Origin of the sequence: Phocicoccus pinnipedialis (assembly GCF_903994035.1) — a bacterium.
Classification (GTDB): Bacteria; Bacillota; Bacilli; order Staphylococcales; family Salinicoccaceae; genus Phocicoccus; species Phocicoccus pinnipedialis.
In genome coordinates, this window is record NZ_CAJEWB010000004.1 from 123,967 (window position 1) to 150,610 (window position 26,644).

Annotated in this window: 27 protein-coding genes; 15 read left to right on the forward strand and 12 right to left on the reverse strand. The window is 38.6% G+C overall.

What is annotated here, in order from left to right; translation table 11 throughout:
- Positions 1-46: 46 nt before the first annotated feature.
- Entirely contained in the window at positions 47-187 is a 141-nt protein-coding gene (locus tag H9D55_RS01230; RefSeq protein WP_186076126.1) for a hypothetical protein, read from the forward strand.
- 133 nt (positions 188-320) lie between these two features.
- Here H9D55_RS01230 and chrA read toward each other — a convergent pair whose 3' ends face one another.
- Positions 321-1,484, reverse strand: a complete 1,164-nt coding sequence (gene chrA, locus H9D55_RS01235; RefSeq protein WP_186076128.1) for a chromate efflux transporter — start codon at positions 1,482-1,484, stop codon at positions 321-323.
- 141 nt (positions 1,485-1,625) lie between these two features.
- Here chrA and H9D55_RS01240 point away from each other — a divergent pair, with 141 nt between their 5' ends.
- The 3 genes from H9D55_RS01240 (at position 1,626) to H9D55_RS01250 (ending at position 3,367) form a co-directional block, all read left to right on the forward strand.
- Positions 1,626-2,453, forward strand: coding sequence for a metallophosphoesterase (locus H9D55_RS01240; protein ID WP_186076130.1), 828 nt, complete (start codon positions 1,626-1,628; stop codon positions 2,451-2,453).
- Positions 2,454-2,819, forward strand: coding sequence for an iron chaperone (locus H9D55_RS01245; protein ID WP_186076132.1), 366 nt, complete (start codon positions 2,454-2,456; stop codon positions 2,817-2,819).
- 74 nt (positions 2,820-2,893) lie between these two features.
- Positions 2,894-3,367, forward strand: coding sequence for a DUF1307 domain-containing protein (locus H9D55_RS01250; protein ID WP_186076134.1), 474 nt, complete (start codon positions 2,894-2,896; stop codon positions 3,365-3,367).
- 290 nt (positions 3,368-3,657) lie between these two features.
- On the opposite strand, the gene H9D55_RS01255 is transcribed toward H9D55_RS01250, so the two are convergent.
- Positions 3,658-4,092 (reverse strand): acyl-CoA thioesterase, encoded by a 435-nt coding sequence (locus H9D55_RS01255; protein ID WP_186076136.1) that lies wholly within the window; start codon positions 4,090-4,092, stop codon positions 3,658-3,660.
- A gap of 107 nt (positions 4,093-4,199) precedes the next feature.
- Here H9D55_RS01255 and H9D55_RS01260 point away from each other — a divergent pair, with 107 nt between their 5' ends.
- Positions 4,200-4,904: an MOSC domain-containing protein gene (locus H9D55_RS01260; RefSeq protein ID WP_186076138.1), complete on the forward strand. Its 705-nt coding sequence runs from the start codon at positions 4,200-4,202 to the stop codon at positions 4,902-4,904.
- 24 nt (positions 4,905-4,928) lie between these two features.
- Positions 4,929-7,046, forward strand: coding sequence for a DEAD/DEAH box helicase (locus H9D55_RS01265; protein ID WP_186076140.1), 2,118 nt, complete (start codon positions 4,929-4,931; stop codon positions 7,044-7,046).
- A gap of 132 nt (positions 7,047-7,178) precedes the next feature.
- Here the strand turns inward: H9D55_RS01265 and H9D55_RS01270 are convergent, their stop codons facing one another.
- The 5 genes from H9D55_RS01270 to H9D55_RS01290 are packed head-to-tail and all read right to left on the reverse strand — an operon-like array spanning position 7,179 to position 11,442.
- The gene (locus H9D55_RS01270) at positions 7,179-7,991 is read right to left on the reverse strand and encodes an alpha/beta hydrolase (protein ID WP_186076142.1); all 813 of its coding nucleotides are present in this window, start codon (positions 7,989-7,991) and stop codon (positions 7,179-7,181) included.
- 48 nt (positions 7,992-8,039) lie between these two features.
- On the reverse strand, positions 8,040-8,729 hold the full coding sequence (locus tag H9D55_RS01275; RefSeq protein WP_186076144.1) for an ABC transporter permease: 690 nt from the start codon (positions 8,727-8,729) through the stop codon (positions 8,040-8,042).
- The gene (locus tag H9D55_RS01280; RefSeq protein WP_186076146.1) at positions 8,729-9,661 is read right to left on the reverse strand and encodes an osmoprotectant ABC transporter substrate-binding protein; all 933 of its coding nucleotides are present in this window, start codon (positions 9,659-9,661) and stop codon (positions 8,729-8,731) included. Before H9D55_RS01280 ends, H9D55_RS01275 begins: the two co-directional genes overlap by 1 nt.
- Positions 9,662-9,670: 9 nt before the next feature.
- Complete coding sequence (locus tag H9D55_RS01285) at positions 9,671-10,306, reverse strand: ABC transporter permease (protein ID WP_186076148.1); 636 nt, start codon at positions 10,304-10,306, stop codon at positions 9,671-9,673.
- Positions 10,303-11,442: a betaine/proline/choline family ABC transporter ATP-binding protein gene (locus H9D55_RS01290; protein ID WP_186076150.1), complete on the reverse strand. Its 1,140-nt coding sequence runs from the start codon at positions 11,440-11,442 to the stop codon at positions 10,303-10,305. The genes H9D55_RS01285 and H9D55_RS01290 overlap by 4 nt, the downstream gene beginning before the upstream one ends.
- A 247-nt stretch (positions 11,443-11,689) precedes the next feature.
- Here H9D55_RS01290 and H9D55_RS01295 point away from each other — a divergent pair, with 247 nt between their 5' ends.
- Positions 11,690-12,952, forward strand: a complete 1,263-nt coding sequence (locus H9D55_RS01295; protein WP_186076152.1) for an anthrax toxin lethal factor-related metalloendopeptidase — start codon at positions 11,690-11,692, stop codon at positions 12,950-12,952.
- A 6-nt stretch (positions 12,953-12,958) separates the two neighbouring features.
- On the forward strand, positions 12,959-13,705 hold the full coding sequence (locus H9D55_RS01300) for a 2-keto-4-pentenoate hydratase (RefSeq protein ID WP_186076154.1): 747 nt from the start codon (positions 12,959-12,961) through the stop codon (positions 13,703-13,705).
- Positions 13,706-13,838: 133 nt separating this feature from the next.
- Here H9D55_RS01300 and H9D55_RS01305 read toward each other — a convergent pair whose 3' ends face one another.
- Positions 13,839-14,909, reverse strand: coding sequence for a branched-chain amino acid aminotransferase (locus tag H9D55_RS01305; protein WP_186076156.1), 1,071 nt, complete (start codon positions 14,907-14,909; stop codon positions 13,839-13,841).
- Positions 14,910-15,075: 166 nt separating this feature from the next.
- Here H9D55_RS01305 and H9D55_RS01310 point away from each other — a divergent pair, with 166 nt between their 5' ends.
- Complete coding sequence (locus tag H9D55_RS01310; RefSeq protein WP_186076158.1) at positions 15,076-16,176, forward strand: NADH-dependent flavin oxidoreductase; 1,101 nt, start codon at positions 15,076-15,078, stop codon at positions 16,174-16,176.
- 33 nt (positions 16,177-16,209) lie between these two features.
- Here H9D55_RS01310 and H9D55_RS01315 read toward each other — a convergent pair whose 3' ends face one another.
- Complete coding sequence (locus H9D55_RS01315; RefSeq protein WP_186076160.1) at positions 16,210-17,061, reverse strand: MurR/RpiR family transcriptional regulator; 852 nt, start codon at positions 17,059-17,061, stop codon at positions 16,210-16,212.
- A 138-nt stretch (positions 17,062-17,199) separates the two neighbouring features.
- Between H9D55_RS01315 and H9D55_RS01320 the strand changes: the two genes are divergently transcribed.
- Positions 17,200-18,321, forward strand: coding sequence for a tyramine oxidase subunit B (locus tag H9D55_RS01320; protein ID WP_186076162.1), 1,122 nt, complete (start codon positions 17,200-17,202; stop codon positions 18,319-18,321).
- A 104-nt stretch (positions 18,322-18,425) separates the two neighbouring features.
- Here H9D55_RS01320 and H9D55_RS01325 read toward each other — a convergent pair whose 3' ends face one another.
- The 3 genes from H9D55_RS01325 to H9D55_RS01335 all read right to left on the reverse strand — a co-directional run bounded on the left by H9D55_RS01325 (position 18,426) and on the right by H9D55_RS01335 (position 21,305).
- On the reverse strand, positions 18,426-19,058 hold the full coding sequence (locus H9D55_RS01325) for a Crp/Fnr family transcriptional regulator (RefSeq protein ID WP_186076164.1): 633 nt from the start codon (positions 19,056-19,058) through the stop codon (positions 18,426-18,428).
- A gap of 54 nt (positions 19,059-19,112) precedes the next feature.
- Positions 19,113-21,011 (reverse strand): heavy metal translocating P-type ATPase, encoded by a 1,899-nt coding sequence (locus tag H9D55_RS01330; protein WP_186076166.1) that lies wholly within the window; start codon positions 21,009-21,011, stop codon positions 19,113-19,115.
- A gap of 72 nt (positions 21,012-21,083) precedes the next feature.
- Complete coding sequence (locus H9D55_RS01335) at positions 21,084-21,305, reverse strand: heavy-metal-associated domain-containing protein (RefSeq protein ID WP_186076168.1); 222 nt, start codon at positions 21,303-21,305, stop codon at positions 21,084-21,086.
- 156 nt (positions 21,306-21,461) lie between these two features.
- On the opposite strand from H9D55_RS01335, the gene H9D55_RS01340 reads away from it, so the two are divergent.
- The 5 genes from H9D55_RS01340 to H9D55_RS01360 all read left to right on the forward strand — a co-directional run bounded on the left by H9D55_RS01340 (position 21,462) and on the right by H9D55_RS01360 (position 26,580).
- Positions 21,462-21,755: a metal-sensing transcriptional repressor gene (locus H9D55_RS01340; protein ID WP_186076170.1), complete on the forward strand. Its 294-nt coding sequence runs from the start codon at positions 21,462-21,464 to the stop codon at positions 21,753-21,755.
- A 9-nt stretch (positions 21,756-21,764) separates the two neighbouring features.
- A complete protein-coding gene (locus H9D55_RS01345; protein WP_186076172.1) occupies positions 21,765-24,140 on the forward strand; it encodes a heavy metal translocating P-type ATPase in 2,376 nt (791 codons plus the stop codon).
- Positions 24,141-24,173: 33 nt separating this feature from the next.
- Entirely contained in the window at positions 24,174-24,380 is a 207-nt protein-coding gene (copZ, locus tag H9D55_RS01350; protein WP_245202390.1) for a copper chaperone CopZ, read from the forward strand.
- A 111-nt stretch (positions 24,381-24,491) separates the two neighbouring features.
- Positions 24,492-25,730: a hemolysin family protein gene (locus H9D55_RS01355; protein WP_186076174.1), complete on the forward strand. Its 1,239-nt coding sequence runs from the start codon at positions 24,492-24,494 to the stop codon at positions 25,728-25,730.
- A 4-nt stretch (positions 25,731-25,734) separates the two neighbouring features.
- Positions 25,735-26,580, forward strand: a complete 846-nt coding sequence (locus H9D55_RS01360) for a metallophosphoesterase (RefSeq protein WP_186076176.1) — start codon at positions 25,735-25,737, stop codon at positions 26,578-26,580.
- Positions 26,581-26,644 lie beyond the last annotated feature (64 nt).

The following is a 26,644-nucleotide window of genomic DNA, read 5'->3' on the forward strand; positions in this document are numbered from 1 at the left end:
ATTTGGTATAATTAATTAAAAGGCAGAATGATGGAGGCCGATATATATGAGCATGATTGGAATAATTGTTTCGATACTTGTGATATTCAGTCTGTTTGTGATTGCCGCAAGAGGCGGATTGCAACATGATGAAAACTCAGGAGATTTCGAACAAGATCTTGAAGAAGAAGAAGATGAAGAAATTTAGATAAATTTAGCTGTATGTAATGTATTTTTGTGAGTCGCTAAGTTAAAGAAAGACCTGAAATGTTACCTCAGGTCTTTTTCTATGGATATTTAATTGCATTTTAACGCGTTCATCCGCATGACTCTATAAAGAATTAAAACACTATTCCTACTAATAAGCCGAGTACGGCTCCAACTAATACCACAGTCCACGGAGGCATCTTCATCACTGCTATCATAACAAAAAGTACAAATGCTATAACCGCTTCAACGATTCCCACAACGCTCGTCTCTACAATAGGAGTAACCCATGTCGACACGAGTATCCCAACAACTGCTGCGTTAATACCAGCTACCGATGTTGCTAGTGTTTCATTTTTCATCACGTGTTGCCAAAATGGCAACATACCGACAATCAGTAAAAAAGCGGGCAAAAATATTACGAGTGTCGCAAATAATCCGCCTAGTATTCCCGCGATTTCTGCACCTAAAAATGAGGCAAATGTAAAGAGTGGTCCAGGTACAGCTTGTGTCGCTCCATAACCTGCTAAGAACGTTGCTTCGTCCAAGTATGTTGGAACGAGTTCTGCTTCTAGCAATGGCAACACGACGTGTCCGCCACCGAATACAAGTGATCCTGCTCTGTAAAAGGAGTCTAGCATTTGTACATAGATGTTTTCTGTCAATCTTGCAAGCACGGGGGTCATTATGAAGATTGCTACGAATACAATGAGTGATATGATACCTGTCTTCTTCGAGATATAATGCGTGACTTGTGTTTTTGTCTTCTTGATCTCTGGTTTTATTATGATAAACCCAACCACTGCCCCGAGAAGTATCACAAGTATATGTATAAAGGGTGTGTTCACAACCAATGTGAGTGTAATTGAGATTGATGCGATCAGTATCGTTTGCCAGTTTGTTGTAAAGTTTTTTGTCATAGAGATAATTGCATGTAAGACGATTGCAACAGCGACGAGCTTCAGTCCTGTAATCAGTCCGTCTAAGTGTATGGTCTGTGTTAAGAGTGATTGAAATACCATTAACAAGACGACAGACGGAATAGTAAATCCTAAAAAGCTCGTGATGCCCCCGATGATCCCTGCGCGCTTCACTCCTATTCCAATACCAACCTGAGAACTCGCTGGTCCAGGCAAGAACTGAGAGAGTGATACAAGTTCCATATAATCTTTTTCAGTCATCCATTTCAAACGTTTCACGTATTCTGTGTGAAAGTATCCTAAGTGTGCAACAGGCCCACCAAATGACGTTACCCCGAGTTTCAATGATACTAAAAATAGTTGTATAAGTTGTTTCATTAAGTTCACCTCAAATAATTCATTTAATCTATCATACAGTATACTATGCGTATTTTTATTAAATTAACATATTCTTTACAAATCAATTTTGTAAATTTCTTTGATACAATAACAATAATAAGTAGAATGGAGAAAACTTATATGAAAATAGGTATCATCTCTGATTTGCATATCGATCGTTATAATACAGAACATATTAAGCCCAAGGACTTTTCTTTAACTCTTGCGAATGAAGTGTCTCGTCAGTCTATTGAACTTTTAATTATTGCGGGTGATATTGCTAATGATCATCATAAAGCACACCGTTTCATACAAGAGGTGGAACAATTGACAGGTATTCGTGTTTTATTTGTACCAGGGAATCATGATTTCTGGAACAGTAGCAAGGATGCGAAATCGACATGGGATATCTACCGCTTTTTCAAGATGCAACAGGAGTCTTTAATCCGCAACCCATATATTATTAACGATGAGTGGGCGATAGTCGGAAGCCCCGCGTGGTATGACTATTCCTTCGCGAGTGGACGTTTTTCGTACAATGATTTAAAAAAGCGTGAGTTTAGAGGTGGGACTTGGCAAGACAAGGTAAAAATCAACTGGCAGATGTCCGACCAAGAGATGTCTCGGTACTTCAGTGATGAGGCACGTAAAGATCTAGAAAAGGTTAAAGACAAAAACATCATCCTCGTCACGCACGTACCGACTCATAAAGCGTTCCGTGTTCCGATGCCGCACCGCATTTTCGACTACTATAATGCATTTATCGGCACATCAGACTTCAATACATTTTATGATGAGTACAATATAAGATACAGTGTTATGGGACACATTCACTTTAGACATTCCCTTGTAGAGGATGGTGTGGATTATATATGTGCGTGTCTCGGTTATAGACGTGAGTGGCGGACGAATGATCTGCAACATGAAATAAGAAATACATTAAAAGTAATTGAGCTAGAGGATGCATAAATGATATTTGATGCGTATTTAGAAAAAATAAAAGAAAAAGACAAGCGTACGCATGTTGGTGAAATCCTAGAGTTTATTCATGAGGAATTTCCAGAGCTTGACTGCACAGTGAAATGGAATCAGCCTTTCTTTTTAAATGAAGGGACGTTTATTATTGCAGTCAGCGTTGCGAAGAATCACATGTCTATCGCTCCTGAAGAGAAAACAATGGAGAAGTTTGCAGATCGTATTGATGCTGCAGGTTACAGTAAAACAAAAGGGTTATTCAAAATTAAATTTAGTGACAAGATTGATTGGCAGCTCTTAATAGACATTATTGCATTCAATATTAAAGACAAAAACGATTATACAAGATTGTGGAGATAATATGGTTGATACCACAATTTTAGGGTATGTTTAAATTACAGAATAAGTTATTTTATAATTGAGGAGTGCTATGTATGAAATTCATGAGAATAACATTACTTGCGTTCGTAAGTATGTTCTTACTTGCAGCGTGTGGTGGTAAAGAAACAACTGACACATACAAAGGGGATGTTCAGGGATTAGATACAACGATAGAAATCACTGCTAACGGTGACGATGTATCAAAAGAAAAACTGATTCAAACGGGTAAGTTAGATCAGTGGGGCTTTTCTTCTAAAGGCCAAGCTGAAGAAGCGTTTAAGCAACAAGAGGAAATTGACCAAGAGACATATAAAGATGTTCCAGATGGTGCTATTGAAACAACATATACTGTAGATGGTGAGACAGCTACTATGGAAACAACTTTTAATTACACAAAAGATAATATTAAAGCATTAATTGATGCTGGATTATTAGATACTGACGGTAATGAAAAAGCAGACCGTGTTTCTAAAGAAAAAACGGTTAAAGGATATGAAGACTTAGGCCTTAAAAAAGAAGGCGAGTAGTTAATAAATTAAACATTGTGATGAATGATTTTTTGATTATTCACCACAATGTTTTTTTATTTGGTTACTTTAATACACTTAGGAATCTTGCATTTGTATCAAGGGGAGATAATAAAGAAAAAAGAAGCACACTATAAAAATATGAGGTGTTCGAATTAACATAATCTAAATCTCTTCTGATTTCTATATCATTTTGATAATATGCAATATCATAATGAAATTATTATGTAAAAAAGCATGCCTTTAGGTTGCCAATAACTTCTATTCCAAAGGCTTGCGATTTATTCAGTTTACTTAACTTTAATTTCTTCGTATTTATTATACCATTCAGGGAATGTTTTCTTAATGTTAACAGGTTTAAACCCGCCCTCTGACAATTTTTTGCCCACGACACATGTGACTGTGCCTTCTGAGCATACGTCACGATTTTGATTCACTATTTCAAATCCATATTCGATTCTGATTCCTGTATTTTTATTGACCCACGTTCTGACAAATGCGCGATCACCGTACTGGATAGGGATTTTGTATGTAATGTTTACATTATGGATCGGCGCGACAAACCCTTCTTTTTCCATCTCTACATAACTAAATCCAATATCTTCAATCAACTTAATACGACCAACTTCCAACCATTTTACATAGTTGCCGTGGTACATTACGCCCATCATATCTGTATCTGCGTACAGCAGTTGAATCTCAGTTTCTGCAATATAATGACTCATTTTAATCTCCCTTTCATTAATACGTTACATTGTATCATTAATGAATTTGAAGTTAAAAACAATTATAATGATAGTTGAGTATATTCTGTTTAAAGTAGGTGGTAATAATGTCGACAGGCATTATAAAAGAAATTTTTACAGGTAAAATTACTACGTATGGAGATAATTGTAAAGAAAATAAATTCGACCAAGTGTGGGAGACAGCGGCTTTCAAGACTCCAGTAAATAGAAGTATATTTTTAGATAGGCTCGGATTAAAAGGCGATGAACAGGCAGATAAAAAACATCATGGCGGTGTCGACAAAGCACTGTTTGTATATGCGAGAAGACATTATGAAGAATGGAGTCGCGAACTCGATAAAGAGGTTAAACCAGGAGCAAATGGTGAGAACATTTCAGTTGTTGGGATGGATGAGTCGGATGTGTGTATTGGCGACGTGTATATGCTTGGTGACGCACAGATCGAAATTACACAACCACGACGCCCGTGTTGGAAACCAGCACGTCGGTTACGTGACATTGAATTCGCGAAAAAAATCGAACAAACTGGTCGTACGGGATGGTATTACAAAGTGTTGGTGCCTGGTGAAATTAAGCCAGGAGATGTGTTTATCTTATTAGAAAGAAAGTATCCAAACTGGACGATAGAAAAAGTGAATGACGTGCTGTACAAATACACAGATAATATTGGTCTGATGGAGAGTCTATGTGACGTAGAAATCTTGCCGAAGTCGTTTAGAGAGTTGTTTATGAAACGTATGAAAGGTGAACAAGTTGACGATACGAGACGTCATTACGGACCAAATATTTGAATGAATTGAGGGAATATATTGAGTATGGATGTTAAAACACAAACGTTTAAGACGAAACAAATGAAGCGTAACATCGAGAATTTTTTAAAGAATATTAGTGAAGGAAACATGAAAGATTCCCTTAAGAAATTGCAGGCAAAACGTGCGGAAAATGACATTGAAGTGATTCCAGTTGATGTACTGAATAAAGGTGATGATGAACTAGTCTCTAACCTACGCCAGCATAACATTTTCAACATTGGTGATTTGAAGCGTTTTGACGCACAGTCTCTAGGTGTTGTATTAAACAATATTGCGCCTGAAACGGTTGAAAAGCTTATCAAAGATAAAGACATATTGATGCGCGACATTACGATCAATACGTTTCCTAAGATTGACCCGGACAATTTGTCTAAAGATTCGCTCGTATTACTGAAGCATTGGTATTTCAATACGACGTATAAAAGAGATGTTGAGATATTAGAGTCTGAGACTGTTACGGATCAAGCAGAAGCTTTACTCGGAGAGATGAAGAAGAAACGAGGGGTGTTTCTTTCACTATTCCAGTCTTCGTCTCAGAAGGAGCAGATAAATGATGCGTTTAGTAAGTTTGAACAGATCGAACCAGAACTAAATGAAATACATGAAATCGTCGATAAACTCTTACTTGAGTTCCAAGATGAAAAGTATGTGAGAGATGCGTTCATCAATGATAGTGCAGCTTTCTATGCATTTATTGAGTCGAGAACGGGTGTAGCACCAACTGTACACTCTGGTGACTTACCTGCGATTTTAGTAGAAGAAATAACCGACATGGAGCTCGACGTTTCAGGGCTTACAGGTGGTACACTGCGTCCGTATCAATTATTTGGAACGAAGTTCGCTGTCTACAACAAGCGCACGCTGATTGGTGACGAGATGGGTCTTGGTAAAACGATTCAGGCACTTGGTGTCATTACACATTTATTTACTGCGCAAAAGACACGTGCATTTGTTATTTGTCCAAAGAGTGTGATGGCGAACTGGGCACATGAAATTGAAAAATGGACAGAGATTCCAGTTAAGATATTTCATGGTTCGAAAAGAGATGAAGCATATAAAGAGTGGTTAGAAACGCCAAGTATTCTGATTACCAATCCAGAACACACGAAGAATCTAGACATTGATACGCTTGATTATGTGGATTGCTTGATTATTGATGAAGCACACCTCATCAAGAATCCGAAGACACAGCGCACACAAAATGCTATGGCAATTGCAGCAAAAAGTGAATACGTGATGATGATGACAGGAACACCAATTGAAAACAATGTAAATGAAATGAAACACCTTATTGGTATCTTACAACCGCACATCATTGAAGAGATGGAACGTAATCCGCGTATGAATGAACCGGAAGCATTCAAGACACTCGTGTCACCAGCATACCTACGCCGTAAGCGTTTTGATGTGTTAAAAGAATTACCAGAAATTGACTTTATAGAGAAATTCTCTGAGATGAGTGAAAAAGAGCGAAGCTACTACAACGATGGTGTTCGTGAAGGTCTGTCTGGCCTTATGAAGATGAGACGTGCAGCATTCACAGGTAACAATATCAATGATTCAGAGAAGCTCGCAAACATCGTGGAAATTTGTACAGAGGCGAAAGAAAACGGACATAAGGTATTAATTTTCAGCTTCTTTAAAGATAATCTGAACTTGATACATGAAACGTTAGGTCCGCAGAGTGCAGGAATTATTTCAGGCGATGTTGGTATGGATGAACGTCAAGGAATGATTGATGCATTTACTACTCGAGAAGCCGGTGCAACGTTGATTGGTCAGATCGATGCAGCAGGCGTTGGTTTAAATATACAAGCAGCCAATATCGTTATCCTGTGTGAACCGCAGTGGAAACCATCCACAGAGTTACAAGCAATTGGACGTGCGTATAGAATGGGGCAGACGCGAAACGTGATCGTGTATAGACTGTTATCAGAAAAAAGTATTGATGAAGCGATCACAGAAGTTAGAGATGAGAAACTGAAATCATTTAACCTGTATGCGAACGACTCCAGTGTGGCGGATGTCTTTAAGGCACAAGAAGTAGAAATCAACGAAGCGGAAGTACAAAAAGAAGCATTTGAAATAGAGAAAAAACGATTAGAAGAGCAACCGGCGTGATGTACAAAAAATGAATTATAACTTATAGCATATATTTAATTCAGAAGAATAGGGTCCCATAGAAATAACTATATATGGAACAAAAAAAGAGAGTATTTCTTTGACTTTAAGAAGTACTCTCTTTTTGTTTTATTATCCCACCCAGTTCATAATCTGGTTATCTGTATCGACTGTTTTGTCTTCAAAAATCCAGTCAATTGCTTTCCTGATCCCTTTGTCCCAGTAACTCCAGTTGTGTTCACCAGGTTCTCTATCATACTTATGCGGAACGTTTATAGTTTTTAAATATTGTATGAATGAATCTGTACGCTCAATTAAATCGTCTTCTGTGCCACACATAAAATATAATTTAGGCAGCTTGCCTATACCATGTTTTCTTAGCGCGTAATCTATAGTATATCTCGTGTCCATCGCAGTTTCTGAAATGTCATCAATGTCGCCAAAGACTGCTCGGCCATCAAAGTCATACCAGTCGTAATCTATAAACGACGCATTCATATCTAGTGCTGCACTCATCATCACTGCTTTTTCAAACAATTGAGGTTCATTCATCGCAAAATGGAACGCTCCAAATCCACCCATTGAATTTCCTGCAACATAGTTATCTTCTCTCTTCCAAGATAATGGCAACACTTGATGTGCATAACGCCAAACTTCGAGCACATGATCGTAATAACTATGCCCATATTTCATATTCTGATAAAAAGAATGATCGGCATTCGGCATGATAACTGCCAAATTATGCGTATTTGCATACATTTCAACATTCGTATATCTACTGAACATAGAGTCATCGCTTGATAATCCATGTAAAAGTAGGAGTGTACGCAGTCTTTTCACGGATTTTTCCGGCTGAAACATATCTTGTTGTTCCGGTAAGATTACCTTAAACGTCTGATGTTTTCCGAGCGTCATTGAATGAAAGTTGATATCTATTAAAGCCATTAGTTTTCCCTCCGATTAAAAAAGTATCGCACATCTGTGCGATACTTTTTAATTTATACTCTGAACTTCTTCTGGTGAAGCATGGTCTGATACTGTCGGATCGAGTTTACGCTCAATTATACGAAGCACAATATCAATGATTACAGCAATCAGTGCAATTGGTAATGCACCGGCGATGATAAACACCGTACCATCTGTCGCGTTTGTACCACGGATGATGATATCAGATAGCGTTGGTGCACCAATGAATGATCCAATCGCAACAACTCCAATCGCAACAACAAGCGCAATTCTGAGTCCACCGATGATTACGGATAATGACAGCGGAAGCTCGATCATTCTGAGCACTTGGTTACGCGTCATACCCATCGCTTTACCGGCATCTGTGATATTCGGATCCACACTTTTAATACCAGAATACGTATTTTTTAGAATAGGGAGTAGAGCATATAAGAATACTGTGAATACCACTGTATTTTGTCCAAGGCCCATACCAAGCATTAAAATCGCAAGCATCGCAAGTGCGGGAACAGTCTGTATGATATTTGCAAACGTGATTACTGTACCAGATAATTTTCCGTAACGTGCAATCAATATTCCAAGTGGGATACCGACAATTGCCGCGAACAGTACACCATAAATACTCATCAGTAAGTGATCGAGGAATAATCTTACGAGATATCCGAAATTATCACTGTAATAAGTCGATAAATCGGAAATTAAGCTACCAAGTACCATTATTTTTCCTCCTCTTCTTCAAAGTAATTATGTTCTTCTAGAAATTCTTCCGCAACAACTGCAGGCTCTATACTTTCACCGTCTGCACGGTAGTTGAGTTTTTGCATTGTTTCTGTCGAAATTTGTCCGACAAGCTTCTCTAAGGCGCGTTCAACTTCGGGATGTTTTTCAAGAAGTTCATTTGTTGCTAATGCAGATGCGTCATATGGCGGGAAGAACTGTCTGTCGTCTTCGAGTACTACTAAATCATATGCTGCGATACGCCCATCTGTTGTATAACCGAGCGCAACATCAATAGAATTTGCATTCAACGCATCGTACACTAATCCAATTTGCATTGGTGATACGGAATCAAATCTAAATCCATATTCTTCAATGAATCCCGGATAACCGTCACCTTTACGGTTCATCCACGATGAATCTACACCTAAGCGTAATTCATTTTTATACTCTTTTAAATCAGAGATTGTTTTTAAATCGAATTTATCAGCCGTCTCTCTCGTCACCATAAATGAATAAGAGTTTGCAAATCCATATGAGTCAAAGAATTTCGTATCGAATCTATCTTCAAAACCTTTTTGTGTTAATTCAAGTGCCGCTTTTGGATCTTTAACAGGTTCCTCGCCAAGGGCACCTGTTAAGTCCGTCCCAGTATAACGGACACCAGACACTTGGGCATCCCCGTTTTCAATTGCATTATGTTGAATCGTACTTGATCCTAAGTTGTTAATTAGTGTTGGTTTTAGTTTTCCGTCTGTTTCATGCTCAATCATGAGTCGCACCATATGCGACATAATTTGAGATTCACTTGTTGCGAGTGCTGTAATTTTAATAGAGTCCTTGTCACTACCACTAAGTCCAGGTAACGTACACCCAGATAGTATCGTAAGACAAGCCACTACAACGAGTAAAAGTTTACTTAATCGTTTCATAATTGCCTCCTATCTGGAAATGTTTATTCCTTTTGGTACTGCGTAGCGCTCTACGAGACCAAGTATTTTATCAGTAAGTAGTGCAAGCACAGTTACGGCAACTGTACCGATAATTATCATTACAGGGTCATAGAGGTTTAATCCGTTGAAGATAAAGTCCCCAAGCCCCCCTGCGCCGATGTAGCTTGCGATTGTTGCCCATGAAATGACATATACACTCGCCAGTCTAATACCACTCAGAATAAGCGGTGTCGCAAGTGGTAATTCAACTTGTGACATCAGTTGCAGACGCGTCATTCCCATAGATAGTGCTGCCTCTTTAGCATTTTGGTCAATGTTGCGTACACCAATGATGGTGTTGTTTAAAATAGGTAAAAGAATGTACATCGACAATGCGATAATCGCTGGAATTTTACCGATACCAAATAACGGAATCATCAATGCGAGTACAGCGAGTGTTGGAATCGTCTGTAAGACTCCGGCAATCATTAAAATCCAGTTCCCGAGTTTATTTGTACGTGCAAGTAACATACCAACTGGTACCGCAATAACGACGCCAATTAATAGAGCAATGATGGAGATATAGAAATGTTCCCATGTTTTTTGTACGAGCTCTAGACCGTAGTTAGTGAAGAATTCATTCATGCTTCATCAACTCCAACAGGCGTTTCGCCCCAAATTGAGTCATAAACGATGTCGACTAAGTTTGAACGTGTGATAAGCCCAAGTAGAATATTGTTTTCATCTACTACAGGAATGTTTCTTAAGTTACGTTTTAGAATTGTACGCACGGAGTCCTGTAACTTGTCATGATTTTTAATTTTAAATACATCTCGATGCATGATGTCGATTAAATCTTTGCCTTTACGATAGCCTTCGTTGATGTCTTCGATATCTAAATATCCAAGTAATGAACCATCGTTTCTTGTTACAAAAATAGTGTCGACGCGACGTTCTCTCATGATTGCAATAACGTCATTGAGAGATTTATCTGCAGTGACGCTAATTGGTTTAATCATCGCGTCTTCGACTGTACGCATGTTTGGACGGTCTTGAATTAATCTGTTTTCACCAATGAAGTCACGCACGAACTGGTTGGCTGGATTTCTTAGAATTTCATCAGGCGTGTCAAATTGAACGAGCTGTCCATTAGACATGATCGCAATACGGTCTGCAAGTTTGATCGCTTCGTCCATATCGTGTGTTACAAATATAAATGTTTTTCCAAGTTTCTTCTGTAATACTTTTACTAAGTCTTGGAGTGTATCACGTGTAATTGGGTCTAGTGCACCAAAAGGTTCATCCATTAAAATGATGTCTTGTTCTGCAGCCAGCGCGCGGATTACACCAATACGTTGTTGCTGACCACCTGAAAGTTCGCTTGGGTAGCGATCTAAATAAGATTCAGGAAGGTCCACGAGATTAATGAGCTCTCGTGCTTTTTTATCTTTACGTTCCTCTGACCATTTTAGTAATTTTGGTACTAAAACTATATTTTCTTTTATTGTTAAGTGAGGAAGTAAACCGATCTGTTGAATTACATAACCTATACTACGACGGAGTTCTACCGGGTTCATTTGCATTATGTTTTTTCCGTCGATTTCAATAGAGCCACTCGTTGCCTCAATCATGCGGTTAATCATACGTAAAGCTGTCGTTTTACCACTACCACTCGTACCAATAAAGGCAATAAACTCACCTTGTTTGATGTCGAGTGAAATATTGTCCACCGCTTTGTTTTTACCGCCGTAAATCTTCGTTAAATTTTTAATACTTAACATGATATTCTCCTTTGGTTTGTATTTAATTGTTATGAAAACTTAATACAGTTAATTATTATAACATAGAAACTATACCCTATTTTAGAATAAACATTCATAGAACAGTGTTTTGATGATAACTATGTGAAATTGTGAGACGCTGTAAGTATGTCATCGCAACACATATTACGATTTAAAAAGGTTTTTTCTATGGTTTCAAGGAGATTTAAAGTAGAATGAAGTGAACAATGCTAGAGAAGGTGCAAACATGAAGAAATTTATTATGTACTGTATGCTTGGCTTGCTGTTTATCATTTTACCGACTGTAACTAGTACGCAAGCTGCAGAAATAAACCCTTATTTAGAAAAAATAATAGATCTTCGTATTTTTGATACCACGGAGAAAAATAATCAAGATGCAGCTGAGATGATCGAGCGACTGGATCGTGTTGACGACAGTATTCTTCGAAATGTCAGCAATAGTGGGGCGCGCATGATTTTATCTGACAAAAAACTTGTGGAGCTGCCTGAGTTTGAAGAGTTGAGGGGAGTCATTCCACGCGGACATACAGAGCCGTGGGACAACGTACCCGGGCTCGGGGGTTTCATTTCTTACGCTGCGATTGGCAAAAGTGAGCCATCTATCAAAAATAACCACGGTGATATTAATTTAGAACTGCATGAATTTGGACACATCGTCGATATGTATACATTTGAAGGTGTTGAACTTAGCGCAACGGAAGAATTTAGAGCAGCCCATAAACAAGATAAAGACAATATCTTCCCGGAAGATGATTATTTTAACTATGTTGACGAATATTTTGCGGAAGCATTTGCGTATTACTACTATACGGAAGCATCCAAACACATATTATATGAAAAAGCACCATCAACAGCACGTTTTTTTGATAACTTGCACACGAAGATCCTAATGGTAATAGCGCGTTCAGAACATTCATTCAAAATCGTTTGGGATGAACATAATCAAGCGAGCACTTATATGGTGCGCGTGAACGACAAAGAGTATGACGTGACTGAACCAGAGTTTAGTCTCGACAACTTACTCGGAAACTCGAGCTATAAAGTGCAAGTGTTTACGAAAGATGCGAACGGAAAAGTCATTTCGAGCAGTTATGAGGAAGTAGTGCAGACGTTAAAATATGAAAATATTGATGTATCGGGACTTGTAGATGCGTATAATGAAATAAAAGCAATTGATGTAGATAATAGAACTGAGGCATTAAATCAATTAAAAGCACAGTCAGATACGATGTTTACGAATATCGAGCAAGGTCGGATTTCCCAGGAAAAAGTTGATAAGTTAACAGACTCGATTATGGTTAAAGTGAATGATATCAAGTTCGATTTAGTGATGAAAAATATGCCTAAGCGTCCTGTGACTGGGGTCGCGACAATCACTGAAGAGAATCCAATCATGTCATTCTTACCGTTGGTATTCGCGGTATTTGGCATTTTAATAGTTGCTGGTGGCGTCTTAGTTTATCTACTTAAATCTAATAAAAAAGGATGATGAAAAATGGCAGTGAGCAATGAATTATTTGAAGCGTATAAAACAAACACGCCAGTAAGGATTGAAGACATAGAGGTCGCGAATATAATAGATGCTTATGATAACCAAGAAAAACTTTTAGAACGAAAAAAAGAACTTGGTGAAAAATTGAAAGGATACAAAATTTCTTTAACATCAGAAAAAACCCAAAAACTGTTTAACTCAACACATCCATTATACGGCGCGATGACGGACAAGCAGATTTTAGAATCGGTAAGTCTAACTGATTATAACGAACCATTGCTTGAGCTCGAGCTTGTTTTTAATATTGTAGAGACGCTAGATGTTGAAGATACTTTAGAGGACATTTGCAGAAAATGCACGATTTCACCGGGGATAGAAATTCCAGATGGACGATACAAGAACTGGTTCCCAAATATCGACATGTTCCAAGTGATCTCTGACGCAGCAGTGTCAGGTGGCGTTGTGATTGGTGAGCCGAAACAACTGACTTATGCGAACATCGCAAGCATTAAGGGTACGATTTTAAAAGACGATGAGGAAGTGAAAGTTGGTTACTCTACAGAAGTCATGGATCATCCAGCTGAAGCAGTGAAGTGGTTAGTGCATGAGCTCGATAAACGTGGTAAAAACTTAGAACCTGGTATGTTCGTGTCGAGCGGCACTTTCATAACCCCGTTCGTACTAGAAGTAGGGTCGTACACAGCAACTTACGAAAACGTAGGATCTGTATCAATTGAAGTCACAGAATAATATTAAGACTCAACTCTAAATCGGGTTGAGTTTTTTATTTTAAGAAACATTACAAGAAAAAAACGAATCTATATTTAATCTCCATAAAAAAAGAATGTTTACTGAACTTCTCAGGAAACATTCTTGTTCAATCTTATTCGTCTACTTTAACAATCCAGTTAAATTTATCTTCTACTTTACCGTTTTGGATTCCAGTAAGTGTTGTGTAAATTTCTTGTGCAACTGGACCAACGTTCCCATCTCCAACTACATATTTGTTACCATGAATGTTGAGTTCTCCAACTGGTGCGACAACTGCTGCTGTTCCTGCACCGAACACCTCTGTTACGCTTCCGTCTTTTAAACCTGCTTCTAAGTCTGTAAGTGGAATGCGTGCTTCGTGTACTTTATACCCGGCATCTTTTGCGAACTCGATAATCGACATGCGCGTCACCCCTGGTAAGATCGAACCGTTTAGTTCTGGTGTATAAAGTTCGCCATCTTTGACGAAGAAAATGTTCATTGCGCCAACCTCTTCAAGATACTTTTGTTCTACACCATCTAGCCATAACACTTGGTCGTATCCTAAACCTTCGGCAACTTCCTGTGCTTTCATTGAAGCGGCATAGTTACCACCAGTTTTTGCTTCACCAACGCCGCCGCGTACCGCACGAACGAATTTATCTTCAACATAAATCTTAGTTGTACCCATTGTACCTGCTGAGAATAATCCACCAACTGGACTTAACAGAATCATGAATTTATAAGTATCTGACGGATGAACGCCTAGTGTGTGGTCGTCTCCGAACACGAATGGACGGATATAAAGTGATTGACCTTCGCCTGTTGGGATCCAGTCTTTTTCAATTTTTAGTAATTCTTTAAGCGCCGTTAACGCTTCTACCTCATCAATTTTTGCCATTGACATACGTTCTAATGAACGGTTCAGGCGTGCAAAGTTTTGATCTGGACGGAAAAGTACAGCTTCACCATCTACGCTGTATGCTTTTAATCCTTCAAAAACTGTTTGTGCATAGTGAAGTACTACCGCTGTCGGAGCAATTTGTATTGGACCATAGGGTTCAATTCTCCAGTCATGCCATCCATTTGCTTCGTCGTATGAAGCTGTCAGCATATAGTCCGTAAATTGACTACCGAACTTAACTGTCGACATATCTGGTTTTTCTTTGAGATCTTTTCTTTCGATAAATTTGATTTCCATCATAAATCATCTCCGTCTTCTCTAAATTGATTTAATTTTATCAATCTTAGGAAAACTATGCAATGTAAAATCATTCCTAAATCGGCCTTTTGTTCTATGTATTGTAACCCGTTTCTTTGTTAGAATTAAATTGATAGCATTAAGATTACGGAGTATTGGAGTTTATTAAATGACAAAACAATTATTCGAATCAGTGAAATTAAATAAGTCAGGAGTAACGCTCAAAAATAGAATTGTGATGGCACCTATGACAACGATGAGTTCTTTTTTTGATGGGTCTGTCACTGACGAATTAATCAATTATTACGGTGCGCGAGCTGGAGAGGCAGCGATGATCATCGTGGAAAGCACATTTATTGAAGACTACGGACGTGCGTTTGATGGATCGCTCGGAATCAACAAAGATACACAAATAGAAGGCTTAGCCGAACTTGCTAAAGCGATTAAGGATAAGGGCTCGAAAGCGATTATACAGTTGTACCATGCGGGACGTATGGGGAAATCAACGTTAAATAAAGGGCGTAAACCCATTGGTGCATCTACAGTTAAAGCGTTACGTGATGATGCGGAAGAGCCAGAGGCATTGACTGCTGAACAGGTTGAAGAAATGATCGCACATTTCGGAGACGCCGCACGTCGCGCCATGGAAGCAGGATTTGATGGTGTTGAAATTCACGGTGCAAACACATATCTGATCCAACAGTTCTTTTCTCCACACTCAAACACGCGTGATGACGAGTTTGGTGGAGATGTTGAGAAACGTCTGACATTTGGACGTCGTGTGATTAGAGAAATTGAGGCTATGAAAGAAAAGTTAGGCAAGCATAACTTTATTGTTGGTTATAGATTCTCACCAGAAGAATTAGAGAAACCAGGTATTACGTTCCAAGACACGATGTTGATGCTGAACACGTTTGCGCATGAGTGCATTGATTACTTCCACTTCTCGCTGAATGATTATAAACGTGGCAGTATAATTGATACGGAGGATATTGAGTGTCTGATTCATAAATATCATAAGAATAAATCGACGGCACTAGGAGAAATTCCTGTAATCGGTTCAGGCGGTATCTGGGAAAAAACAGATGCAGAAGAAGCGCTAGAAACAGGATTTGATATTGTTTCAGTCGGAAAAGCGCACATTGTGAATCCAGACTGGGCAGAAAAAATTAAAAACGGTGATCCGATCGATCGTAAGATTGACGGAGAACGTGAAGATTACAAAATTCCGCGACCTTTTTGGAATTCCGTTGGCTTCTTAAAAAAATAAAAAAACTGGTATGAACTTTTCATACCAGTTTTTTTATGTGTCAAGATAAAATCCATTTTGTAAAATCTTCTCTGATTCTCTGATGTACTTTGTTGCCTTATCGTAGTCTTTTACGGCTGCAAGACTTACGAGATAGCTGCTGAGTGAAATAGGCGCGATGAGAGATTCTTTTACTCCACCACCATAAACGTGTGTAGGCAATATAATATCTCCAAATTCTTTTATCTTTTCAGTGTTTGAACTCGAGATAATTAAAACGGTCCCATCGTTTTTCTTGATACGATTGATGATATTTAATGTATATAAAGAATATCTTGGGAACCAGTAGGCAATCAGCAAATCATCTTTATTAGAATCTACAATTTCATACGGATATACCCCTCCTACACTTTGGAGCAGATGTACATTTTCTCTAATTTGCCCAAGTCGCATCGTCATGTAGTAGGCGAGTGTAAAGGAATCATTGTACCCAATGATATATACATTTCTTGCTGTATTTATTTTTTCAACAGATTTCTCAAGGAGTGTTGGATCGATTGTTTTTAAAGTTTGATTCAGGTTCTCGATGTCTTTATCGATTGACTGTTTAAATAAATCATGCGTTGTTTTATTTTCGATATTATCTAGTGTTTTTGAAGCGTTGAACGGATCATCTGCATGCGTGTACTCACGAATGCTCGTTTGTAAACCGCTGTAACCATCAAACCCAAGGGATTGCGCGAAACGTACGATAGATGTGGTGCTCGTACCAATTTTTTGAGCGAGCTCGCTTAAAGTATCGTAAATGATGTAGTTTGTATGATTAATGATATAATCCGCGATCGCCTTTTTGGATGGTGTGAATGAATCGTACTCTTTATAAATAATCTTTAAGATATTTGCCATAAAAAACTCCTGAACCACGTATTTGCTCTCTTTAGTTTACCTATTATAAATAAAATTTAAAAGAGTTAAGCGATTTTATATACAGTGAATATATTAAGTGATACAATATGTATCAAATAATACATAAGGGTGAAAGAAATGAGTCAACGTGTAGATTTTTTATTTCTAAATGAGCAAGATATGATTGATGCAGGTGTAATGAACACTACGCAATGTATTAACAAGATGGAAGAAGTATTTAAGTTACTTTCAGACAAAGATTATCGCATGGGTGGAAAACTCGGCAACTCTCACGGTATGGTTGTAAACTTTCCAGACGTACCAGAACATGAAAATATGCCAAAAAATGGTCCGGACAGACGCTTTTGTGCAATGCCGGCTTACTTAGGTGGGAAATACAGAGTAGCAGGATGTAAATGGTATGGATCCAATATTGAAAATAAAGAAAAAGGATTACCACGTTCAATTTTGATGATGACTTTAAATGATGCGGATACAGGCGCACCTTTAGCGTACATGTCAGCAAACTTACTTAGTGCATGGAGAACTGGAGCAATACCAGGTGTTGGTGTAAGATACTTAGCAAAAAAAGACGCAAAAGTAGTTTCTACTATTGGAGCTGGAGCAATTGGAACGTCAAGTCTCTTCGCGATATTAGACGAACTAAAAACAGTAGAAGTGGTTAAGATATATGATGTATATCAAAAATCATCAGAAGTATTAAAAGAAAAAATAGAATCTGAATTTAAACATGTAGATGTTCAAATTGTTAACAGTGAACAAGAATTAGTAGAAGGTTCTGATGTTATTTCAATCGCAACTGCTGGTAACGTGAGTCCTGAAATTAAGAGTGAGTGGATAAAAAAGAGTGCATTATTTGTTACTTCGGGCAGTGCAACATTTGATCCTGATTTTGCAGTAAAAAACATCCAATTTGTTGTAGATAATTGGCAAATGTATGAAGAAGTAAAATATGAAGATGAATACCCATATAACAATAAAGAGATGGGTGTAGTCGGTCGATTACTCTTAGATTGGATACATGAAGAAAAAATGACAACTGAACATATTAAAGAAATAGGTGATATTATTAACAAAAAAGTGAACGCTCGAGAAAACGAAGATGATATCGTCGTATTTGCTCTTGGTGGACAGCCTGTGTATGACGTTGCATGGGCATACACAGTCTATCAAAATGCTCTCGAGAATAATATTGGCACTAAGTTAAATCTTTGGGATGTTGCGTATCAAGTACGTTAAATTTTAAAATAAAAACCCCCTCTACTTGAATTGTTTCGAGTAGAGGGGGTTGTGTATTCAATGTCATAAAATTTCAATCGATACAGACCAGATTTCAAGAATGTTTACAGTACTCTATATTTCCTGTGTGTCATTTTTTCTAGCACACCTTCTGCTTCTAGTCTCGTGAAGGTACGGTTGAGTGTTTCTGGTTGCATGCTCAAAAGAGACGCCAAATTCTTCTTCGTCATCGATAGCTCGATGATGTCGTTGTTTTTTTCTTTATCTATATAATCCATCAAGCGGTCGCGTGCACTTAGCGTCGCAGCGCCCATCGTCTGTGCTTCTGACTCATTCAATCTTTCTGCGAAACTTTCTATTATCTTTAACCCAATCTTAGGGTAGCGATTGATGAGATCTTGTATATCCTCTTTTTGGATTGTACACACACGTGCATCTTTCGTCACTTCCGCGTAGTTCGCATACTTCCCAGTTGAACCGAATAACGCGTATTCTCCAGTGAAGTCACCATTTCTTAAAATGCGTAACAGCTGCTCGTCGCCATCGTCACTCATACGATAGACACGGACTTCTCCGCTATGGACAACATATAACGTGTCTCTCATTTCTTCAGCCATGTACAAATAATCGCCTGCATTAAACTTTCGGTGATTCACGGTACTATGCACTTCTTTTAATTGTTCATTATTTAACTCAGAAAAAATGGGGACTTGGCTTACGCACATTGGTTTACTCATTTTTATCACCTTAAACTGATTGTAAGTCTATTATAGCCTATATTTGTACGATACCTAAACGAAAGAGTCTTCTTTAAATTCAACATTTTTATGAACGTTTTCACGATCGTTATAGCGCATGAGTCTCATTGCGTTCAAGATTACTACCAATATAGACAGTTCGTGAATGAGCATTCCGCTCGCCAAGTGAATATACCCGTAGATTACTCCAAAAAGTAGTAGTACTACTGTGAGTAGAGCAACCGCTGTATTTTGAATCATGATGTTAAACGTCTGCTTTGACAATGCGAATCCGTATGCTACATTTCTGAGTCTTTCACCCATCAGTACAACATCCGCTGTCTCCATTGCAATATCTGTTCCTTTATGACCAATTGCAAGTCCTACGTTACTCATCGCCAGTGCTGGAGCGTCGTTAATTCCGTCTCCAACCATCAGCGTACGGTTAGTCTTCTGTTCATTTTCAATGTAGTTAAGTTTATCTTCAGGCAAGAGTTCTGCATGGAACTCGTCAATACCTAAAATTTCTGATACCTTTTCTGCTGCGAAGTAGTTATCTCCAGTTAGCATTACGATTTTCTCAACTCCTTGATTTCTCAAGTAGTCAATCGTTGCTTTCGCATCACTCTTGATTTTATCCATGATTGATATGAGTCCTACGATTTCGGAATCTTTAGAGATAAACATTACAGTCTGTCCAAGTTTTTGTTCATTCTCGTATAGTTCAAGAGTATCGTTTGTTATCGGAACGTTGTTCTCAGTCATTAGACGTTCGTTTCCGATTAGATACTTCATGTCATCAATAACTCCAGATACACCGCGAGCCTTAATTGCTGTCATATCAACAACTGGAATGTTGATGTCAAGTCCGCGTTTTACTGCTTCTTCAATAATCGTACGGCCTAAGTGGTGTTCTGATACGCGCTCAACAGCAGCTACTTCTTTAAGTAACTGTTCTTCTTTTATATCTGTTAACGAGTGAATACGCGTTACACTTGGTTTTCCTTCAGTAAGTGTGCCTGTCTTATCGAAAATAACTGTTTTAACTTTCGCAAACTGGTCGATTATCGCTCCACCTTTAATAAGGACGCTTTTTTTCGACGCGTTACCGAGCCCCGCAACATAGGCTACTGGTGCTCCGATAATTAGAGCTCCGGGACATGCGATTACTAAGAATGTGATTGCTAAGTGAACATTTTTCGTGATGAAGTAAACAAGAATTGATAACACCACGACTGATGGAGTGTAGTACTGGGCAAATTTGTTCAAGAATTTCTCGGTTTTACTCTTCGAACTTGTCGCGTCTTCTACGAGTTCAATAATTTTACTGAACGTCGAGTCTGCACCGATTTTTGTCGCCTCGATTTCTAAATAACCATTCTCAATAATTGTTCCACTAAATACTTCATCGTCTTTCATTTTATGTCTTGTGACAGATTCACCTGTGATCGCTGCTTCATTCATCTGTGCCGAACCGTTCACAACAATGCCGTCTACCGGAACTTGTGATCCAGGACGAACGATTAGGTGATCACCAATCTCAACATCGTCGACATCGATTTCTACTTCTTCACCGTTAATTAACTTATACGCAACCATTGGCTCCATTTCGAGTAGCGACTGAATCGACTGGCTTGTCTTCTCGAGTGTACGTTTTTCTAAGTATGCACCGAATAAGAACAGGAATGATACAACCGCAGCTTCTGTGTACTCTTGAATTAAGAGTGCCGCGATTACTGCTATGGAAATCAGAAGCTCAATACTGAAACTCTTCACCATCAATGCGTTAAAAGCACGGACTAAAATCGGTCCAATTGCTACGATTGTCGCAACTATAAATGTTATATTACGAATGTTTGTAAATCCTAAAAATAAAAACAAGAGTCCAATTACGATCAAGATACCTGAAGCAACCATCATCTTATTTAAATGTTTGTTCATAAATAATGTCATTTGTTTACATCCTTTCTATACCATATGGGGGTATAGTTTTTTAAAAAAATAATAGCCATAATGGCTATTATTTTATGCTGTTGTACGAACGGACTTAACAGGGTAACCTAGTTTTTCAACGCGTTCTTTAAGCTCGTCTGCCGTAACTTGATCAGAGTGGTTGATTTTAACGCGGCTCACGTTAAAGTTCACATCTACTGTGTCTACACCTTCGATTGATTTCAGTCCTGTTTCAATCTTCTTAATGCAACTTGGGCAAGTTAATGTGTCTGTTGTAAGTTGTGTTCTAATCATAATTTTATCTCCTTTGTTTAGCTCTTTCGCTATCTTCACTTATTATGTTACAGCACATTTCTTATATATAAATTGACCTATGTCAATAAAAACAACTATTTGACAAATACCTATGGGGGGTATACTCTTAAATTAAGAGTTAGGAGGAAATGTGTTATGACGGAAGAGAAATTAACCATTCGTCCAGATGAAGAAAAGACTAGGTTACTGAATCGTTTGAAGCGTATTGAAGGACAGGTACGCGGTATTCAAAAAATGATTGAGGAAGATAGATATTGTGTAGATATTCTCGTACAGATTAGTGCGATTGAGTCTGCGCTTCATAATGTAGGTCTTGGAATAACAGAGCAACATTTGAAACACTGCGTATCTGACGCGGTGAAGAGTGGAGACGGTGAAGCTTCCATTACCGAACTGATGGACGTATTAAAACAATTTTCGAAAAGGTAGGTGAGGTACTTGAATAATAAAAAAGAAACATTAAATATTACGGGTATGACATGTGCGGCCTGCTCAACCCGTGTAGAAAAAGTTCTGAATCGTATGGATGGGGTTGAGGCGAAAGTCAACCTCGCAACAGAAAAAGCATCAATCGAATATGATTTGGATAAAGTATCATTAGAAGAAATTGAACACAAGATTAATGACATCGGTTATGATGTAGAAAAAACAGATGCAGAGTTTGACGTCACAGGCATGACGTGTGCTGCGTGTTCATCACGTATCGAGAAAGTGTTGAACAGGTTTGATGGTGTGGAGACGGCATCCGTTAACCTCACTACTGAAAAAGCGACAGTGTCATACAACCCAAACACAGTTTCTACACAAGAAATCATCAAGAAGATAAGAGACATTGGTTATGACGCGACTGTTGCAGGAGACGGTGAAGAAAAAGCAGACCGTAAAGATAAAGAACTAAACACTCTTAAGTGGAAAGTAATTATCGGTGCGATTCTATCAGGACCACTGGTCGTAACGATGCTTGACCATTTATTCGGAATGAATTTACCTAGCATTTTCATGAATCCATGGTTCCAGATTCTCTTCGCTACACCCGTACAATTCATCCTCGGCTGGCAGTTCTATAGGGGTGCGTATAAGAACCTAAAATCGTTTAACGCAAATATGGACGTGCTTGTTGCGATGGGTACTTCGGCAGCATATTTCTACAGTCTATACGAAACGTATCGCTGGATGACAGGCGCTACAACAGATCCACATCTTTACTTCGAAGCATCGGCAGTAATCGTAACGCTCATTCTATTCGGTAAATATTTAGAAGCGCGCGCGAAATCACAAACGTCGGGTGCAATCTCTAAACTTATGGATATGCAAGCACGTAATGCGCGTCTCATCCGAAATAATGAAGAGACTATGATTCCAATCGATGAAGTAAGGGTCGGAGATATACTCTTGGTTAAACCAGGTGAGAAATTCCCAGTAGATGGTACAATCGTTAAGGGAGCAACATCAGTCGACGAATCCATGCTGACAGGTGAATCGATTCCTGTACAGAAAAACATACATGATGTTGTGATTGGTGCGACTGTTAACCAGAACGGTACAATCGAAATGGAAGTGACAAAAGTCGGAAAAGACACAGCACTTCAGGCGATTATTAAAGTTGTTGAAGATGCACAAGGTAAGAAAGCGCCAATTCAAAGAATGGCAGACATCATCTCAAGTTATTTTGTGCCGATTGTTATTGCGATTGCGATTGTGACTTTTTTAGTTTGGTACTTCTTTGTAGGTAAGGGTATTGAGCCAGCACTTGTTGCGGCGATTTCAGTACTCGTTATCGCATGTCCATGTGCACTCGGTCTCGCTACACCAACAAGTATCATGGTAGGCACTGGTAAAGGTGCTGAGAACGGAATTCTCTTTAAAGGTGGAGAACACCTTGAGAAGACGCATCAACTCGACACAATTATTCTAGATAAAACAGGTACAATCACGCATGGCACTCCAGTTGTAACAGACTACACTGGAGACGATGATACTCTGAAACTACTTGCTAGTGCGGAGAACTACTCTGAGCACCCACTAGCAAACGCAATCGTAGATTATTCAAAAGAACAGGGGCTTGATCTGCTAGAAGTAGAAGCCTTTAGTGCAATACCTGGTCACGGTATTGAGGCGAAAATCGAGGGTAAATTGGTTCTCGTTGGTACGCGTAAATTAATGATGGAGCGCGATGTGAACATGACGAGCATTAGTGATATGGAAGCATATGAGTACGACGGTAAGACAGCGATGATTATCAGTGTTGATGGTGAGTATAAAGGTACGGTTGCGGTTCTAGATACTGTGAAAAAAACGGCTAAAGAAGCTATTGAAATGTTAAAAGAGCAAGGTTTAGAAGTTGTTATGCTTACGGGTGATAACAAGCGTACTGCAGAAGCGATTGCGCGTTCAGTTGGGATCGACAACGTAATCGCGGAAGTGTTACCTGAACAGAAAGCGGAAGTAGTGAAGGCGTTTCAAGATAAAGGAAAGATTGTTGGAATGGTTGGAGATGGCATCAATGATGCACCAGCACTTGCACTTGCTGACATTGGTATTGCTATTGGTACAGGCACTGAAGTAGCGATTGAGGCGGCTGACCTTACGATTTTAGGTGGGGAATTAACACTCATTCCGCGTGCCATCAATTTATCTCATAAAACAATTCGCAATATTAAACAAAACTTATTCTGGGCATTTGCATATAACACAATCGGTATTCCGATAGCAGCACTTGGTTTATTAGCGCCATGGGTAGCAGGAGCTGCAATGGCATTCAGCTCTGTGAGTGTTGTTACGAACTCACTCAGACTAAAACGTGTTAAGATTTAAAATATAGATAAAAATAATTTTGGAGGTTATATCATGGAACAGGTAATTAAAGTTGAAGGTATGACATGTGGACACTGTAAATCAGCGGTAGAAGGCGCTTTATCTAAATTAGATGGTGTCAAATCTGCTAATGTAGACTTAGAAAACAAAAATGTAACTGTTGATTTCGACGACAGCAAAGTATCTTTAGTGGATATGGAAACTGCGATTGAAGATCAAGGTTACGATGTAGAAAAATAATTGAATTATAGTTTTGAAGCGGACATCCAATCAGGGTGTTCGCTTTTTTGTGTTTACTTTTCAAACAATTTGGTAATATTAGTATATGGATTATGAATAGGGGGATATGACTTGACCGTCGTTGTAATATTACTGCTCTTAGTCTCTTCATTCTTCTCCGGAAGTGAAACAGCACTGACTGCAACGAGCAGACTAAAGCTTCAAAGTGAAGTAAATCAGGGCAACAAAAAAGCTGAAAAATTACTTGAACTCATATCTAAGCCAAGCGAATTTATTACTACAATTTTAATTGGAAATAACATTTCCAATCTTGTGATGCCTGTACTTGTTACAACAATTGCGCTACAAAATGGTTTCAGCATTACATGGGCAACGGTAATTCTCACAATCACGATTATTATCTTTGGTGAGGTATTCCCTAAGTCGATTGCAGCAGCATTTCCTGAGCGCATCAGTATGCTCGTTATGCCAATTATCAATTTCTTGATCATTGTGTTTAAGCCAGTAACGGTTGTATTTAATATAGCGACTGATTTTATCACTAATAAATTATCTCACGGTGAAAAGCAACCATGGACGGTATCGAAGGACGAGCTTATTTCGATGATCGAAATAGCAGATGAAGAAGGGGCAATTGATCCGCATGAGTCACTTCGTGTACGTGGAATTTTAGATTTCACAAACTTGAATGTAAAAGACGTACTACAGACGCCACGTGTTGAGATGGAAGCGCTGAAATACGATTTAACATTTGATGAAGTGAGTAAAATTGTAACCGAAGGAATGTACACGAGATATCCGGTTTACGAAGAGGACCTAGATGATATCGTTGGTGTATTTCATACAAAATATATTTTAAAATGGGCACAAAATAAAGACGAGGAATTCTTAAAATATTGTGACACAACGCCACTTACGATTCGTGAGTTTCAAGGTGTTGAAGATGTTCTTCGTATGATGACGAGACAGCGCCGACACATGGCAATTGTTTTAGACGAGTATGGTGGAACAGAAGGCATACTGACGCACGAAGATATTATTGAAACGTTGCTTGGATTTGAAATTGAAGATGAAATGGATGTTAAGTCTGAAGCAATCGTTAGATCGCTCAAAGAAAATAGAATTATCTGTGAAGGAAAAATTACACTACACAGATTGAACGCTGTATTCCAAACAGAAATTCCTGAGGAAGAAGACACGTTATCCGGCTACCTGTATTTCATGTTTGATGAGATTCCAGATAAGGGCGATTCAATCGAAGTTGATGGACTGAAATTCGAAGTGTTACAGATGGAAGAAAATATGATTCGCTTAGTGAAAATAACTAAGTTAAATACAAGAAGTGAGTGATAATATGAAGAAGAGAAGTGCAATTATCATTGGCTTCATCATCGCATTAATCAGATTCTTATGGGTGCAAGACAAGAGAATTGTCTCGAGCTTCCATACCTATAAATCAGAGCGCGTGCCATCATCTTTTGATGGATTTCGTATGACTCAAGTTTCGGATTTCCACAATATGTATATTGGTAAAGACTCTAAAATTTTACTCGATAAGGTGAGTGAGACGCGTCCCGATGTCATTTTAGTAACGGGAGATGCGATTGATAGACGTACACCGAATGAACAGCGTGCGCTAAAGTTCCTACAAGATTTAACAGACATCGCTCCGACGTATTATGTGACGGGTAACCACGAAGCTTACTATCGTAAGTTCGAAGACTTTTATATGAAGGTCATTATGACTGATGTGATCAGCGTGTGTGATCGAGACGCATATGTGCACCGCGGTGATGACTATATTAAAATATCTGGAGTGCATGACGTTCGCGTGTTTGGTGACGATACGAATCCAAATCTGTACGTTCAATATGAAGATTATTTAGAAGAACGATTTTTTGAATTAGAAGATAAACTCACAATTCTCTTAGCACACCGTCCAGATTTAATTCATATGTACTCGACGTATGATGTGGATTTAATTTTTAGTGGTCACGCGCACGGTGGGCAATTCAGAGTACCATTTATCGGTGGTTTGTACGCTCCAGACCAAGGTATACTGCCCAAATACACAGAAGGTATGCACGAAATGAACGGTTCCAAAATGTATATATCTAGAGGGCTCGGCAATAGTAGGTTCCCATGGAGACTATTTAACCAGCCAGAACTCGTAGTCGTAGACTTGAAAAGAGAGGCATAGCCTCTCTTTTTTTATTTATGTGACAAAGTCGGTGAAAAATTAAAAGTTTGGCGCTCTAATGTAA